This is a genomic window from Cellulomonas sp. HZM (genome assembly GCF_000708885.1).
Classification (GTDB): Bacteria; Actinomycetota; Actinomycetes; order Actinomycetales; family Cellulomonadaceae; genus Cellulomonas.
The window spans coordinates 57,360-72,833 of the sequence record NZ_JEOE01000001.1; the positions used below are offsets into that span (position 1 = coordinate 57,360).

Here is a 15,474-nt window from a genome sequence, read left to right on the forward strand (position 1 = left end):
TGATCGTTGCGGTCGGCGGCCCGCCCCGGTCGGGGCGGGCCGCTGCCCGTTGTCCGTCCCTCGACCCCCGCAGGAGGAACCAGTGCGGCTGATCGTCAGCGTCGTCGTCCCCGGGCAGCCGGGTGCGCTCGACGTCGTGACGGACTGTGCGCCGGGGGCTCGCGTGGGCGACCTGGCGGCGGCGCTCGCGGGCGCTCTCGGCGTCGAGCACCACAGCGTCGTGCCGCGCGGTTCGGGGCACCTGGGCGTCGTGGAGGTGACACGCGCCGCGGCGGGCGGACCCGTCCCGCTGTGGTGGCGCGGCCGTGAGCTGGACCCCGGGCTCACGCTCGAGACGAGCCCGTTGCGGCACGGCCACGTCGTGGGCCTCGGGGCGGACCCGGGCGACGAGTGGTCCGAGCCGACCGGCGTGTGCGAGGTACGTGTGGTGTCGGGGCGCGGCGCGGGCCGCGTGTACCGCCTCGCTCCCGGACGGCACGAGGTCGGGACGGGCGCTGCGTGCTCCATCCGCGTCGCGGACGGCCCGGCGGCGGGCGCAGCCCTGGACGTCGGCATCGACGGGACCGTCACGGTCACCGTGCCTGCGGACGTCGCGGCGCTCACGGTCCCCGCGCCGGTCCGCGCGCACCCGCTCGACGGCCCGGTGGTGGTGCGCGAGGGGGAGACCGAGGAGGGCCCGGTCGCCTCGCGCGGGCGGCGTGGTCGGGGGTACGGGGCGCTGCTCGAGCGTGCGCGCGGGACGACCGCGGGGATCGACGAGCTCGATCCCGAGTCGGACAGGCCGCTGGTGCACCTGGGCCGCCGTGCGGTGAGGGAGCCGCGCTCGTGGCGCACGGGAGAGCCGCTCGTCGTCGGAGACACGCTGCTCGAGCTCTCGGAGCACGAGCCGGCCGACGCCTCGCTGTCCCCGAGCCCGGAGGGCGCGACGCTGGACTTCAACCGTCCGCCGCGCCTGCTGCCCCCGGTCCGGAGCACCGAGTTCCGCCTCCCGGCCGAACCTCGCACGCCCGAGCGGCAGCGGTTCCCCGTCGCGATGATCGTGCTTCCCGTCCTCATGGGCGGAGCGATGTACTACTTCTCGCACTCCCCGTACTCGCTGATCATCATGGCGCTCTCGCCGGCGATGGCGATCTCCAACTGGGTGTCGTCGCGGCGGTCCCGGCGCGGCCAGCACGTCGAGGCGGTGCGGACGTTCGCGGAGCGGACGGCCCGGGTGCAGACGGACGCGTACGCCGCGCTGACGAGCGAGAGCGCCGCGCGCCGTCGCGAGCTGCCCGACCCGGCGACGGTGCTGCTGTTCGCCACCGGACCACGCTCGCGGCTGTGGGAGCGTCGCCGCACCGACCCGGACTGGATGCTGGCCCGCATCGGCACGGCGGACGTGCCGAGCGAGGTGTCGCTGCGTGACCCGGCGCGCGACGACCACGAGCGCGTGCAGCACTGGACGGCCGCCGACGTCCCGGTCGCGGTGCCGCTCGCGCGCACCGGGGTCACGGGTGTCGCAGGTCCCGACGACGAGCGACGCAGGCTGGCCGGCTGGATGGTCGCTCAGGTCGCCGCGTCGCACTCACCGGCCGACGTGAGCGTGGTGCTGCTGGCCGAGCCGAGCTCGGACGAGTGGCGCTGGGTGCGCTGGCTCCCGCACACGCGCCGCGACGCCGGGCCGCTCGTCTCGGTCGGCAACGACGACGAGACGACGGCCCGGCGCGTCGCGGAGCTGCTCGACCTGGTCGAGCGTCGCAAGGCGGCGTCGCGCGGCGAGCAGGGATTCTCGCGTGCGTCCGAGCTGCTGCCGCCGCCGGTGCTCGTCGTGCTCGACGGGGCACGCAGGATCCGGCTCCTGCCCGGTCTGGTGACGCTGCTGCGCGAGGGGCCCGCTGTCGGCGTGCTCTTCCTGTGCCTCGACGAGCAGGAGCGCCAGCTGCCCGAGGAGTGCCGTGCCGTGGTGACCCTGGACGGTGCGACCGCGACGGTGACCGTCGCGGGGCACGACCCCGTCGAGGGCGTGCGCGCAGACCTCGTCGACCCCGCGTGGCTCGAACGCCTGGGCCGCGCGCTCGCCCCGGTGCGCGACATCAGCTCGGAGGACCTGTCGTCCACGCTCCCGACGAGCTCGCGGCTGCTCGACGTGCTCGAGCTGGACCCGCCGCGCCCCGAGGCCGTCGCGCAGCGCTGGTCCGGCGGCGGACGGACGACGAGTGCCGTCATCGGCGAGACCGGCGACGGTCTGTTCACCGTCGACGTGAGCGCCGACGGTCCGCACGGCCTGGTGGCCGGCACGACGGGCTCGGGCAAGTCGGAGCTCCTGCAGACGCTCATCGCGTCCCTCGCGGTCGGCAACCGGCCCGACGAGATGACGTTCGTGCTCGTCGACTACAAGGGTGGCGCGGCGTTCAAGGACTGTAAGAACCTGCCGCACACGGTCGGCATGGTGACGGACCTCGACACCCACCTGACCACGCGAGCGCTCGAGAGCCTCGCGGCCGAGCTGCGCCGGCGCGAGCACCAGCTCGCGGGTGCCGGCGCCAAGGACATCGTGGACTACCTGGCCGCACGCGGCCCGCACGACGAGCCGATGCCCCGCCTGCTCATCGTGATCGACGAGTTCGCCGCTCTCGTCGCCGAGCTGCCGGACTTCGTCACGGGCCTCGTCGACATCGCGCGCCGGGGGCGCTCGCTCGGCGTCCACCTGCTGCTGGCGACCCAGCGGCCCGCGGGCGTGGTGAGCGCGGAGATCAAGTCCAACACCAACCTGCGGATCGCCCTGCGGGTCACCGACCGCAACGACAGCCAGGACGTCATCGAGGGGCCCGAGTCGGCCGAGATCCCGCAGAACCTGCCGGGCCGGGCATACGCGCGGCTCGGGCACTCGAGCCTCGTCGCGTTCCAGGCGTCGCGCGTCGGGGGACGCCCTCCCGCCGCGACCACGGGCGGCTCGGTCAGCGTCGCGCCGCTGAGCTGGCCGGCGCTCGGCCGGCCGGTGCCCACGCAGCGCGGCTCGCAGGAGGACGAGGTCGACACGCCGACCGACCTGGCGGCGCTCGTGGAGGCCGTGCGTGGTGCCGCGGACAGCACGCACGTCGCGGCCCCGCCACCGCCGTGGCTTCCCGCCCTGCCCGACGTGGTCACGCTCGACGATCTCGTGGCGGAGTCGGGGACCGAGCTCCCGGCGTCGCCGTTCGCGCTGCCGTACGGCCTGGTCGACCTGCCGTCGCAGCAGAGCCGCGACATCGCGGTGCACGACGTCGCGCGGGGCGGTCACCTCGCGGTCATCGGGGCGTCGCGCTCGGGACGGTCGACGGTGCTGCGCACGCTCGCCGCGGCGGTCGGTGAGCGCGTGTCGCCGCGCGACGTGCACCTGTACGGCGTGGACTGCGGCAACAACGCGCTGCTCCCGCTCGTGGGGCTGCCGCACACGGGTGCGGTCGTGAGCCGCGACCAGCCCGAGCGGCTGGCGCGCCTGACCAGGCGGCTGCGCGCCGAGATCTCGCGCCGGCAGCGGCTGCTCGCGGAGCAGTCGTTCGCGGACGTCACCGAGCAGCGCGCGGGTGTCCCGGCCGACGAGCGGCTGCCCTACGTGGTGGTCCTGCTCGACCGCTGGGAAGGTTTCATCCAGGCGTTCGAGGACTACGACCAGGGCGTGCTCGTCGACCTGTGGACGCAGATCCTGCAGGAGGGTCCGGGGGCCGGCGTGAAGGTCGTGCTCAGCGGCGACCGGAGCCTGCTCGTCGGCCGCATCTCGACGCTGACCGAGGACCGACTCATGCTGCGCATGCCCGAGGCGGGGGACTACTCGGCCGTCGGCATGAACGTGCGTGACGTGCCGGGGGACGTCCGCGACGGCCGTGCGTTCCGGTCGCAGGGGTCGCAGGAGGTCCAGGTCGCGGTGCTGGACCCCGAGGTCGGCGGTGCGGAGCAGGTCGCCGCGCTCCAGCGGATCGCGCGGCGGGCGACCGAGCGCGCCGAGAGCGAGCCGCGGGGGAGCGCTGCGCAGGTGCCGTTCCGCGTCGACGACCTGCCGACGAGGATCACGCTCGCCCAGGCGCGAGAGCTGGGTCCGCGAGACCTCTCGCGCACGGCTGTCCCGGCCGGCGTGGGCGGGGACAGCCTCGAGCTGTTCGGGTTCGAGGCAGAGGAGCACGGCCCCGGCCTGCTCGTCGTCGGCCCCCGGCGCTCCGGCCGTAGCACCGCGCTCGTGACGATGGCGACCTCCGCGCTGGACCGTGGCTGGGCCGTCGCGACCGTGACACCGCGGCGCAGCCCCTTGCGCGACCTGCAGGGTGCCGACCGGCTCGTGGGTGAGCTGACGCTCGAGTCGACGCGCGACGAGGTCAAGGAGGTCCTGGCGCGGCTCGTGCCGACGGCCGACCGGCCGACGATGCTGCTGGTCGACGACCTCGAGCTGCTCGGAACCGACGGCACGTTGGCCGACGCCGTCGTCGAGCACCTCGGAGAGCTCCGCGACCGGCCGGGCCTCGTCGTCGGCGCGGGCACCACGGACGAGTTGTCCGGGTCGTACCGTGGTCCGGCGCCGGCGCTGAAGAAGTCCCGTTCCGGGTTGCTGCTGTCGCCGTCGTCACCCAACGACGGCGACGTGTTCGGCCTGCGGATGCCGCGCTCGGTGATCGGCGGCTCGACCCCAGGACGAGGCATCCTGTCGCTCGGCGGGCAGTGGCAGTCGGTGCAGGTGCCGCTGCCGTGACCCGGTCCGACGACGCGAACGTGGAGCCCCACGGTGGGCGCAGACCCCGAGAAGAGGAGACGGCGTGACCGACGACGACAAGGTCGAGAACCGTTACCGGACGGCGCTGAGCGGTGCGACGCCCGGGGCCCGGACGCAGGCGTCGGCGGCGGGCTCCGCGTTCGCCACGACCCTGAGCGCGCTCGCCAACGACGCCTGGGTGAGCACGACGGCGGACGCGTTCTCCTCGACGTGCACGTCGAAGCAGTCGTCGGCGGGCGACGCGGCGCAGGACTGCGTCGACGAGATGACGTCGCGGCACTCGCGCGAACCCGCCAAGGTCGACAAGACCGACTACCGGGCCAGATGGCACTGAGAGGCGGAGCAGATGGCTGTCGCAAAGATCGACGTCCTGGGGATGGGCCGCGTGGTCAGCGGGCTCGAGAGCGGTATCGAGGCGCTCGACGGCGCGCGCACGTCGCTGCAGTCCACCTTGTCGCACTACAACCTGGACACGTCCCGCAGCGCCGCGCTGAAGGGGCCTGCGGACTGGGCGCGTGACGAGCTCCCGACCGCGCGGCGCCGGCTCGCGCTCGCGCAGGCGCTCGAGGGGTCGAAGCCGTCGTGGGAGAAGGGCAAGGTCGAGCTCGACGACGTCACGGACATCACGTCGATGGACCCGGACAAGGCCGAGCAGGCGGGCAAGGAGGCTGCGCAGGCCCTGCGCGACGGCGGCAAGCCGGACGACGACCTCGTCGCGCAGGTCGTCGAGATGCAGAACGACCCCTACTTCGCCGCGGGTTTCGCCAAGGCACTGACCGCCGACGAGCTCGCCGACGTCGTGGCCAAGCTCTCGTACAACCGCACGCACCAGGACGGCAACCGCACGCAGGAGGAGCTCGACAAGGCGAACGCCTGGTACGGCAAGCTCCTGAACGGTATGTCGGGCACGATGGCCACGGCGACCCGCGCCACGGGCGACCTCGCGCTGCCGTCCGGGTACGCGCAGAGCTGGCTCGACACGATCGAGGCCGAGGTCCCGTCGTCGCCCTACTACGAGGGCGGCGACGGTCGTCAGGACCGGGCGAACGCGCTGACGGTCCTGCTGAACAGCGGCCGGTACGGCGACTCGTTCCTGAGCACGATCGCGAGCGGCGTCTACGACTACGAGCGCAAGGTGGGCGACGAGCGCGGGAAGGTGTGGGACCCGAAGGGGTCCGACGTGTCGAGCGAGTACGGCGTGTACGACGCCGAGGGCCGCCGGTTCCGTGACCCGATGAGCGGCGTCATGAACGCGCTGGGGCACAACCCGCAGGTGGCGCAGAGCTTCTTCTCGGGCGGCGACCAGCGGAAGGTCACGCTCGACGGCAAGGACGTGAGCGTCAACGAGCGGCTGGCGTACCTGGTGCTCGATCGCCGCTGGGACATCGACCCGACGAACGGGGGTGCCCTCGGCTCTGCGCTCGAGGCCGCGACCACCAAGCTCCGCGACAGCGGCTACGAGGGCCGCGTCTCGGCCGAGATCGCGTCGCAGACGTTCGCCCTCATCGGCAACAAGACGGGCGAGGGGCAGTCGGACGGGTGGCTGTTCTTCGGGCAGCACGAGGGCTGGAAGATGTGGGACGGTCTGCGCCCGCACATCTCCCAGATGCTCGGGTCCTACGCGGCCGACGTGTACCGCATGGGTCAGCACGACGGAGACGACCTCGACGAGCTCGGCAACGGCTGGTCGATGAACGGCAGCGGCGACCTGTTCGACGACGACATGCCGTACGGGGCGGTCATGGACAAGGCGCTGCTCACGAAGCTCATCGGCACGCTGGGGGAGAACCAGGGCGACGTCACGCCGTTGCTGACCGGGCTCTTCCAGGCGCAGAACATGGCTGCCACGAAGGGCCTGACCACCGCGCTGAAGAACCAGCCCAACGCCGCGGCGAACTTCATCACGGGCGGGACGATGGACGACGCGAGCCCCGCCTTCACCAACGGCGCGAACGCGCTCAGCTGGGCGCTCGACTCGGCGTTCAAGGGCGACAAGTCCGACGAGGAGTTCCAGAAGAAGCGGGCGGAGGCGATCTCGGACGCGCTCAGCATCGCCTCGGCGATCCCGTACATCCCGGAGATCAAGCCCAAGTGGCTCAACTTCGCGGTGGACCAGGGCAAGGATGCGACCCTGGACGCGATCAAGGACAGCGTGCAGGAGGACTCCGGCGCGACGTACGAGAAGCTGAGCAGCACGGTCCAGCAGCAGCTCTGCGACGCGACGATGAACCAGCTCCTGCAGAGCGGCTACTTCTCCGACGACGCCGTCAGGGGGGCCGCGGCGAAGGGCTACGACTTCCGGCCGCCGCCGGCCGCCGCGATCGACCCCGGACCGCCTCCGTCGTTCAAGACTGACTCGACGGCCTACCAGAAGTGGTACGACACGTCCGCCATGAAGTCGATCGTGCAGCAGACAGTGACGAACACGTACCGCTCGAAGTGGGGGCTGCCCCAGTGAGCGCGGCGCGCCCCCGCGCTGTCGCGCTCGCCGCCGTGCTCCTGCTCACGGCGGCACTCTCGACCGGCTGCACGTCCCAGAACAAGGAGGAGCCCGTGACAACCGCGATCCCGAGCACACCGGCGGCGGGTGCAGACCTGGTCTGTGGCATGGACCGTGCCGACGTCGAGACCGCCATCGGGCTCGACGTCGGCAGGGTCGAGGGCGACCTGTCCGAGGCGCGGGCCGACGGCACGCGCGTGTGCGACGTGTGGCCGACCGACAAGCGCTTCGTCTCCGGGGCGATGCTGTCGGTCGAGCTCGTACCGGCCTCCTCGGCGGAGGGCAAGGACTACCGGGCGCAGGTGGACGGCACCGCGAAGGGCGTGATCCCCCCGGACGTCGCCTACGACGGGATCGACGGCGGCGGGTGGACCGGCGCCGTGGGAGGGACCTCCGTCGTGTTCGTGGGCGACCAGGCGGTGGTGCTCACGAGCACCTTCAAGGGTGAGGGCCGTGACCCGCTGAAGGACCTGCCCGCGCTGTCGTTGCAGGTCGCGGACTCGCAGGGGCTGTCCGGCTGACCTCGACCGACGACGCGCGGCGGCCGCTCGATTCTGCGACGCCTGCCGGGTTTGGGTACCTTGGCACGAGATCTTGACGGTGGACGGACGACGACGGGGGAGCAGATGAGGCGGGCGAGGGAAACTCGTACGGTGGCGGCGGCATCGGTCGCCGCGGTGCTCACGGCGGCGGTGCTGGCGGCCTGCGGCACCTCCGACGACGCTGCATCGGCACCCTCCCTCACGCTCGGTCCTGCGACGACGTCGGCCGCCCCGCCACCCAGCTCGACGCAGGCGAGCACCCCCACGCCGACGGCGTCGGGCTTCGCGCTCGCCGACCGGTCCGACCCGAAGCTGGGCATCACGTTCGAGAAGATCCCCACGGGGACCACGGGCTGGCAGGCGGCCGCGATCGACACCGCGATGCGCTTCGAGGTCGAGAACTGGCGCTCGCTCGTCGACGGGAAGCTCTCGTCAGGGCTCTCGGACGTCACGACGAAGGACACCAGGAAGCAGGTCAAGGACCTCGTCGACGGCAACAGGAAGCGCGGCAGCTCGGTACGCGGCAACGAGGTGGACACGTACCTGTCGGTCGACGGCAGCAGCAAGGTCGCGATCGTGCAGATGTGCAACTCCTGGGAGGACGCCTACTTCGTGCGCGACGGCAAGAAGGTGGCCGGTCCCGACCGCGCGGTCATCAAGCTGGAGGTGTCGCCCTCGGTCGACGGGGTGTGGCGCCTGCAGGGGTACTCGGTCGGTGACCCGTGCTGACCCGTCGAGCGGTCCCGCGGCGCGTCCTGGCCGTCGTCGGCGCGGTCGCTCTGGCAGGTGGCATCGCGCTCACGTCGGCGACGGCGGCGGTGGCCGACGAGGGCAACTGCGGCCGCATCGGCGACTGCGGATCACAGGGGTCGTCGCACCCTGACGGTTCGATCGTCGTGAAGGTCTGGGGCACGACCGTGCAGCAGGGCGGTCAGAGCGTCACGGTGCCGCCGTCGAGCACGTGGGTGCACCCGGTGTGCTGGTACGAGCAGAGCATGTCCGGCAAGGAGTACGCCGAGTGGGTCGACAGCGGCAAGGCCGAGTTCGACTGGCACCACACGGCCGCGGGTGACGGTCCGTACAAGCCTTACCCGGGCTACGAGGACCACAAGGACGACGACGAGGGGCACTGGTACGGCGGCACCTGCTCGAGCGCGTACTGGAAGGACAACACCGACACGAGCGGGTTCTTCAAGGTCGCCGACGCGTGGTTCGCCGCCCACCCGTCGGTATGGGTGGACGCGGACGACAACCCGCCGGACGTGGCAGTGATCGACCCCGTCGTCCTGCGGGACGTCGCCCAGGACTCGATGAAGCTCTCGGCAGGGGACATCCACTGGAACCCTCGCCGCGACGGCGACGCCGCGACCTTCGTCGGGATGAAGACGTGGGTGTGGCTCACGGGGACGCTCGAGTCGGCGCAGGTCACGGCTGAGGCAGCAGGCACGTGGGCGCGGGTGGACGCCAAGTTCTCCGGCCTGGCGCTGAGCGCACCCGGTGCGCCGTCGTCGACCTGCCCGGACCCGGGCACGCCGTGGACTGCTGGGGCGTCGGGCACGGACTGCGCGCTGACGTTCGCGCGATCGAGCGCGTCGCTGCCCGTGAAGCAGGGCCACTCGGAGCCGACGGCCACGCTGCACGCGCGGGCCACCTGGACGTCGTCGTGGGTCTCGAGCCAGAACGCCCAGCCGACCGCGCTGCCCGACGTCGTCTCGGACGCCTACGCCGAGGTCCCCGTCGCAGAGATCGAGAGCCTCGCGACCTCGGCACCCTGACGCGGCCACGAGGCGCGCCGTTGACACCGGTTCGAACACGTGTTCGCATGGGTGCATGCGATGGGACGGGCAGCGGGCGGACGACGACGTTGCCCTGCCCGGGCTCGCCCTCGGCGGGTTCCAGCGCAGCGTGCGCACCCCGGAGTTCCAGGGGGTCACCTTCCACGAGGTGCTGGCCCGCAGCGCGCTGAACCGCGTGCCGGAGGCGTCGGCGATGCCGTTCCGGTGGACGGTGAACCCGTTCCGGGGCTGCACGCACGCGTGCGCGTACTGCTTCGCCCGGCCGACGCACGAGTACCTGGATCTCGACGCGGGCCGGGACTTCGAGACGCAGGTGGTCGTCAAGACGAACGTGGTCGAGGTGCTGCGCGCCGAGCTGGGGCGCAGGTCGTGGGCTCGCGAGGCGGTCGCGCTGGGCACCAACACCGATCCCTACCAGCGCGCCGAGGGGCGGTACGGGTTCATGCCGGGCATCGTCGACGCGCTCGTGCGTGCGCGCACGCCCCTGTCGATCCTCACCAAGGGCACGCTGCTGCGTCGGGACCTGCCGCTGCTCGCGTCCGCCGCGGAGCACGTCGACGTCGGGGTGTCGGTCTCGATCGCGATCGGTGACGAGGCGCTGCAGCAGCAGCTCGAGCCCGGGACGCCGACCCCGCGCGCGAGGCTCGAGCTCGTGACGGCCGTGCGCGAGGCGGGACTTGCGTGCGGTGTGATGGTCGCGCCCGTCCTGCCGTGGCTGACGGACGGGCGTGACGAGCTCGACGACCTGCTGCGCAGGCTGCGCGACGCGGGCGCCACGGGAGCGACGGTGCTGGCCCTGCACCTGCGCGGTGCGGTGAAGCCGCTGCTCCTCGACTGGCTGCGGACCCACCGCCCTGAGCTCGTCGTGCGCTACGAGCGTCTCTACCGGGCGGGCGCCTACGTGCCGCGCGAGTACTCGCGGTGGCTGCAGGAGCGCGTCCGCCCGTTGCTGGTGCGGCACGGCTTCGACCGGCCCGCGGGTCACCGGGACGGTCGGGCTCCGGTGCGCCCCGGACCGGCGGCCGCCGAGATGGCGCCGACGCTGTTCTGACGGCCCACTAGGATCGACCGGACGCGTCGTCGGGCACGACGACCAGCACGATGCCCGACGCGTCGCCACCGAGATCCCCGAGAGAAGGACCAGCCGTGCTCCGCACCCACACCGCCGGCTCGCTGCGAGCCGAGCACATCGGCTCCACCGTCACCCTCACGGGCTGGGTGGACCGCCGGCGGGATCACGGCGGTGTCGCGTTCGTCGACCTGCGCGACGCCTCGGGCATCGCCCAGGTCGTCATCCGGGACGAGGCTGTCGCGCACGGCCTGCGCGCCGAGTACGTGCTGCAGGTGACGGGTGAGGTCGGGCGTCGCCCCGAGGGCAACGAGAACGCCAACCTGGCGACGGGTGAGATCGAGGTCGTCGCGACCGACGTGGTCGTCCTCAACGAGTCCGCGCCGCTGCCGTTCCAGGTGTCGAGCTCGCTCGACGAGACGATCGGCGAGGAGGCGCGCCTCAAGCACCGCTACCTGGACCTGCGTCGCCCCGCGCCGGCCAGGGCCCTGCGCCTCCGGGCCAAGGCCAACGCCGCGGCCCGCGCGGTCCTCGACGCGCAGGACTTCGTCGAGGTCGAGACCCCGACTCTGACGCGGAGCACGCCGGAGGGCGCACGCGACTTCCTGGTCCCGGCGCGTCTCGCACCGGGAAGCTGGTACGCGCTGCCGCAGTCGCCGCAGCTGTTCAAGCAGCTGCTGATGGTCGCCGGCCTCGAGCGCTACTACCAGATCGCGCGCTGCTACCGGGACGAGGACTTCCGTGCCGACCGGCAGCCGGAGTTCACGCAGCTCGACATCGAGATGAGCTTCGTCGAGCAGGACGACGTGATCGCCCTCGGCGAGCAGATCGTCGTCGCGCTGTGGCGCCTGGTCGACGTCGAGATCCCCACGCCCATCCGGCGGATGACGTTCGCGGACGCGATGGCGCGCTACGGCTCGGACAAGCCGGACCTGCGCTTCGGTCTCGAGCTGGTCGAGCTCACCGACTACTTCAAGGACACCTCGTTCCGCGTGTTCCAGGCGCCGTACGTCGGCGCGGTGGTGCAGCCGGGCGGGGCGAGCACGCCGCGCCGTGGGTTCGACGCGTGGCAGGAGTGGGCCAAGCAGCGCGGCGCCAAGGGCCTCGCGTACGTCACGGTCGGCGAGGACGGCGAGCTCGGGGGACCCGTCGCCAAGAACATCACCGACGACGAGCGCGCAGGCCTCGTCGCGGCCGTCGGCGCGAGCCCGGGTGACGCGATCTTCTTCGCCGCGGGCAAGACCAGCGAGGCTCGCGCCCTGCTCGGTGCCGCGCGCCTGGAGATCGGCCGCCGCGGTGGGCTGATCGACCCCGACGCGTGGGAGTTCGTCTGGGTGGTCGACGCCCCGCTGTTCAAGCCCACGGGCGAGGACGACGACGTGGCGGTCGGCGGCGGCGCCTGGACGGCCGTGCACCACGCCTTCACGTCGCCCACCCCGGACTGGATCGACACGTTCGAGCAGGACCCGGGTGAGGCGCTGGCCTACGCGTACGACATCGTCTGCAACGGCAACGAGATCGGTGGCGGCTCGATCCGTATCCACCGCCGCGACGTGCAGGAGCGCGTGTTCGAGGTCATGGGCATCGGACCCGACGAGGCGCAGGAGAAGTTCGGCTTCCTGCTCGACGCGTTCCAGTTCGGTGCGCCGCCGCACGGCGGGATCGCGTTCGGCTGGGACCGCATCGTCGCGCTGCTGACGGCGTCGGAGTCGATCCGCGAGGTCATCGCCTTCCCGAAGTCGGGCGGCGGCTTCGACCCCCTCACGCAGGCGCCCGCGCCGATCACGGCGGAGCAGCGTCGTGAGGCCGGCGTGGACGCCAGGCCGAAGGCGCCGACTGCACAGGCCTGAGCGTCACCAGCGCCGCGGTCCGTCGCTCCCGACGGGCCGCGGCGGCTGCGTCGGCTCGACCGACGACGGGTCGAACGGCTCGTCGAGCGCCCAGCGCCACAGCGAGCCGAGGTAGCGGACCCAGGCCTCGGGCGCCCAGGGGTCGAGCGCCGGTGGCAGCCACCGCGGCAGGATCCAGAACGCCACGACGAACACCGAGAGCACGAGCGGCGCCCAGCTGCCGATGGCGGCGAACATCTGGACGACGAGCATGACGACGGCGCCGACGATCGCCGCGGTGGCGAGGCCTGCCAGCAGGATGCGCATGTGCCGGCTCACGTCAGCTCCACGGTCGTCACCATCGGGTGGGCGGCTGCTCGGCGTCGGCCGCGAACGCGCGGTGCACCGCGGGCTCGTCGTCGACCGGTGGTCCGGCGACCGGCCGTGCGGCGACCGGCACGTCCACGCGCTCGCGGTGCGCGCGCAGCCAGAGGTTCCGCAGGATCATCGACGTCGGGATGAGGTACACGCCCGTCACGAAGAAGATGAACGCGCCGCCCGGGTCGTGGTTCACCCAGCGGTAGACGAGCTCCGCGAGCAGGAGCGCGAGCGGAGCCCCGAGCACGAGCGTCCACCGGCGTGCACGCCGGACGAGCGCGCGGTGCCGGTCGTGGGGAGTCATGCCCGCATGTCTAGCAGCGCGCGGGGCGGGCGTGGCCGCGCATCCGGGTGATCTGGCGAGCGCGTGCCGGTCAGTGCGTGATCGAGAGCCGCTCGTGCACGCGCTTCATCCACGCGGGCGCCCACCAGTTCGCGGACCCGAGGACGGTCATCGTGGCGGGTACGAGCAGCAGCCGCACGATCGTCGCGTCGATCAGCACGGCGACGGCGAGCGCGAAGCCGACCTCCTTGATGACCAGCAGCTTGCCGGCCACGAACCCGGCGAACACCACGATGATGATCGCGGCTGCCGACGTGATGATCCGCCCGGAGCGCTGCAGCCCGAGCCGGACCGCGTCGTCGTCGGACGCCCCCGCGTCGTGCAGCTCCTTGATCCGCGAGACGAGGAACACCTCGTAGTCCATCGCGAGGCCGAACGCGAAGGCGATGACCATCGCGAGGACGTACGTCTCGATGCCTCCCGTGGGCGTGAAGCCGAGGAGGCCGGAGAGGTGGCCGTCCTGGAACGCCCACACGAGGACGCCGAGCGACGCCGCGAGCGACACGACGTTGGTCACGAGCGCCTTGAGGGGGATGACCACCGAACCGGTCATGAGGAACAGGAGCGCGAACGTCGCGAGCCCCACGATCAGTGCCGCCCACGGTCCACCGGCGCGCAGCGCGGCCGTGAAGTCGATCTCGGACGCGGCCTGGCCGGTCACCCACACCGGGAACGTGGTGTCGAGGTCACGGATCTCCGTCACGACCGAGCGCGCGGTCGCGTCGCCCGGGTCGTTCGTCGCGGGGCGGACGCCGACGACGACGTACGAGTCGACCGCGGCGGGTGCGTCCACCGAGCGCACGTCGTCGAGCCCCTCGAGCGTCGAGGCCCACGCGGTCGCGTCGTCGAGCGACGTCTGCGCGACCACGGTGATGGCCGGCGACGTGCTCGCGGGGTACTGCGCCGCGAGCGTGTCGACGAACTCGCGCTGCGTGCTGCCCTGCGGGAGCAGCTGGGTGGTCGAGTTGCGCAGCTCGAGGTGCCCCAGCGGCAGCGCGAGCAGCCCGAGCACGACGACGACGCCGCCGAGCACCCACCACGGACGGCGCTGCACGCGGCCCGCGAGCCGCGAGAACAGGCCCTCCTCGGTCTGCACGTCGGCGGTCCGCGCCAGGACCGTGCGCAGCACGGGCACACGTGCGAGCACCGAGGGACGCGTGAGCCTGCGTCCGGCGAGGACCAGCAGCGCGGGGACCAGCGTGAGGGCCGTCGCGACCGCGACGAGGATGACGGCGCACCCGGCCGCACCGACCGCACGCAGGATCTCCGGGCTGAGCACCAGCAGGCTCGCGATCGAGATCGCGACCGTCACGGCCGAGAAGGCCACGGTCCGGCCCGCGGTCGCCATGGTGGTCTCGACCGCAGTGAGCACCGCGCCGTCGCCGCGCCGTCGCCGGGAGGCACGCCCCTCGTCGACGTCGACGAGCCGGTGCAGCTCCTCGCGGAACCTCGAGACGATGAGCAGGCCGTAGTCGATCGACAGGCCGAGGCCGAGCACGGTGACGACGTTGACGACCGACGAGTCGAGCTCCATGACGTACGAGAGACCGAGCAGCGCCGCGAGGCCGCCCGCGATCGACGCGATCGCCCCCGCCATCGGCATGGCCGCCGCGAGGAACCCGCCGAACACCAGCACCATGACCAGCAGCGCGATGGGCAGGGCGATGGCCTCGCCGGTCCGCAGGTCGGCCTCGACCTGGTCGGTGATCGCGCCGTAGATGAGCGGTGTCCCGCCGACGACCCCCGTGACGTCCGGGGCGAGCGGACGCAGCTCGTCCGGCACGGCGTCGAGCCGCTTCTCGACAGCGGCGAGCGCGGTGCCCGAGGCGGACTCTGCGAGGCCCGGTTCGAGCTGCACGACGACGAGGAACCCGTCGCCGTCCTTCGCGACCAGCGGCGCGGCGGCGGGGTTGTCGACGCCGTGCGGCAGCGCGAGCGGGTCGACGACCGAGCCGACGCCGTCGATCGCGCGCAGGTCCGTGCGCGCGGGGTCGAGAGCGTCGTCCAGGCCGGAGGTCGTCGGGTCGACGCCCGAGAGGATCAGCGTCAGCGAGTCTCCGGCGTCGTCGGCCTTCGCGAGGATCGCGCGTCCCTGCGAGCTCTCCGAGCCAGGGACCGCGGGCTCGCCCGTGGAGAGGCGGTCGAACAGGTTCTCTCCGTGCACGCCGAGGACGGCGACCGCGTAGCCCAGCACGGCGACGACGACCCACACCGCGACGGTGAGGCGGGGGTGGTGGGCCACGGAGCGGCCGAGACGAGCGAACACGGCGCCATCGTCGCAGGTCCGTGGGCCC

General features: G+C 72.6%; 11 protein-coding genes. 8 read left to right on the plus strand and 3 right to left on the minus strand.

The window, feature by feature from the left end:
- Positions 1-82 precede the first annotated feature (82 nt).
- The 8 genes from AW16_RS0100305 to aspS all read left to right on the plus strand — a co-directional run bounded on the left by AW16_RS0100305 (position 83) and on the right by aspS (position 12,480).
- Positions 83-4,702 (plus strand): FtsK/SpoIIIE domain-containing protein, encoded by a 4,620-nt coding sequence (locus AW16_RS0100305; protein WP_029287106.1) that lies wholly within the window; start codon positions 83-85, stop codon positions 4,700-4,702.
- Positions 4,703-4,766: 64 nt separating this feature from the next.
- On the plus strand, positions 4,767-5,057 hold the full coding sequence (locus AW16_RS0100310) for a hypothetical protein (RefSeq protein WP_029287108.1): 291 nt from the start codon (positions 4,767-4,769) through the stop codon (positions 5,055-5,057).
- Positions 5,058-5,069: 12 nt separating this feature from the next.
- A complete protein-coding gene (locus tag AW16_RS0100315) occupies positions 5,070-7,181 on the plus strand; it encodes a DUF6571 family protein (protein WP_156043996.1) in 2,112 nt (703 codons plus the stop codon).
- Complete coding sequence (locus AW16_RS0100320) at positions 7,178-7,744, plus strand: hypothetical protein (protein WP_029287112.1); 567 nt, start codon at positions 7,178-7,180, stop codon at positions 7,742-7,744. The genes AW16_RS0100315 and AW16_RS0100320 overlap by 4 nt, the downstream gene beginning before the upstream one ends.
- Before the next feature lie 132 nt (positions 7,745-7,876).
- Positions 7,877-8,494, plus strand: coding sequence for a hypothetical protein (locus AW16_RS0100325; protein WP_029287114.1), 618 nt, complete (start codon positions 7,877-7,879; stop codon positions 8,492-8,494).
- Positions 8,488-9,540, plus strand: a complete 1,053-nt coding sequence (locus AW16_RS0100330; RefSeq protein WP_029287116.1) for a hypothetical protein — start codon at positions 8,488-8,490, stop codon at positions 9,538-9,540. Before AW16_RS0100325 ends, AW16_RS0100330 begins: the two co-directional genes overlap by 7 nt.
- A gap of 55 nt (positions 9,541-9,595) precedes the next feature.
- The gene (locus tag AW16_RS0100335; protein WP_029287118.1) at positions 9,596-10,612 is read left to right on the plus strand and encodes an Rv2578c family radical SAM protein; all 1,017 of its coding nucleotides are present in this window, start codon (positions 9,596-9,598) and stop codon (positions 10,610-10,612) included.
- A gap of 95 nt (positions 10,613-10,707) precedes the next feature.
- The gene (gene aspS / locus AW16_RS0100340) at positions 10,708-12,480 is read left to right on the plus strand and encodes an aspartate--tRNA ligase (RefSeq protein WP_029287120.1); all 1,773 of its coding nucleotides are present in this window, start codon (positions 10,708-10,710) and stop codon (positions 12,478-12,480) included.
- 3 nt (positions 12,481-12,483) lie between these two features.
- On the opposite strand, the gene AW16_RS0100345 is transcribed toward aspS, so the two are convergent.
- The 3 genes from AW16_RS0100345 to AW16_RS0100355 form a co-directional block, all read right to left on the minus strand.
- Positions 12,484-12,798 carry a hypothetical protein gene (locus AW16_RS0100345; RefSeq protein ID WP_156043997.1) on the minus strand — a complete coding sequence of 105 codons (315 nt, stop codon included), beginning with the start codon at positions 12,796-12,798 and terminating at the stop codon, positions 12,484-12,486.
- 16 nt (positions 12,799-12,814) lie between these two features.
- Positions 12,815-13,141, minus strand: a complete 327-nt coding sequence (locus tag AW16_RS0100350; RefSeq protein ID WP_029287124.1) for a hypothetical protein — start codon at positions 13,139-13,141, stop codon at positions 12,815-12,817.
- Between the two features lie 70 nt (positions 13,142-13,211).
- On the minus strand, positions 13,212-15,446 hold the full coding sequence (locus AW16_RS0100355; RefSeq protein ID WP_029287126.1) for an MMPL family transporter: 2,235 nt from the start codon (positions 15,444-15,446) through the stop codon (positions 13,212-13,214).
- Positions 15,447-15,474: the final 28 nt, after the last annotated feature.

What these genes read in the sequence shown, in the direction of transcription:
- AW16_RS0100315 (WP_156043996.1), top strand. Translation starts at nt 5,070, where the DNA reads ATGGCTGTCGCAAAGATCGACGTCCTGGGGATGGGCCGCGTGGTCAGC.
- AW16_RS0100335 (WP_029287118.1), top strand. Translation starts at nt 9,596, where the DNA reads ATGCGATGGGACGGGCAGCGGGCGGACGACGACGTTGCCCTGCCCGGG.
- AW16_RS0100350 (WP_029287124.1), bottom strand. Translation starts at nt 13,141, where the DNA reads ATGACTCCCCACGACCGGCACCGCGCGCTCGTCCGGCGTGCACGCCGG.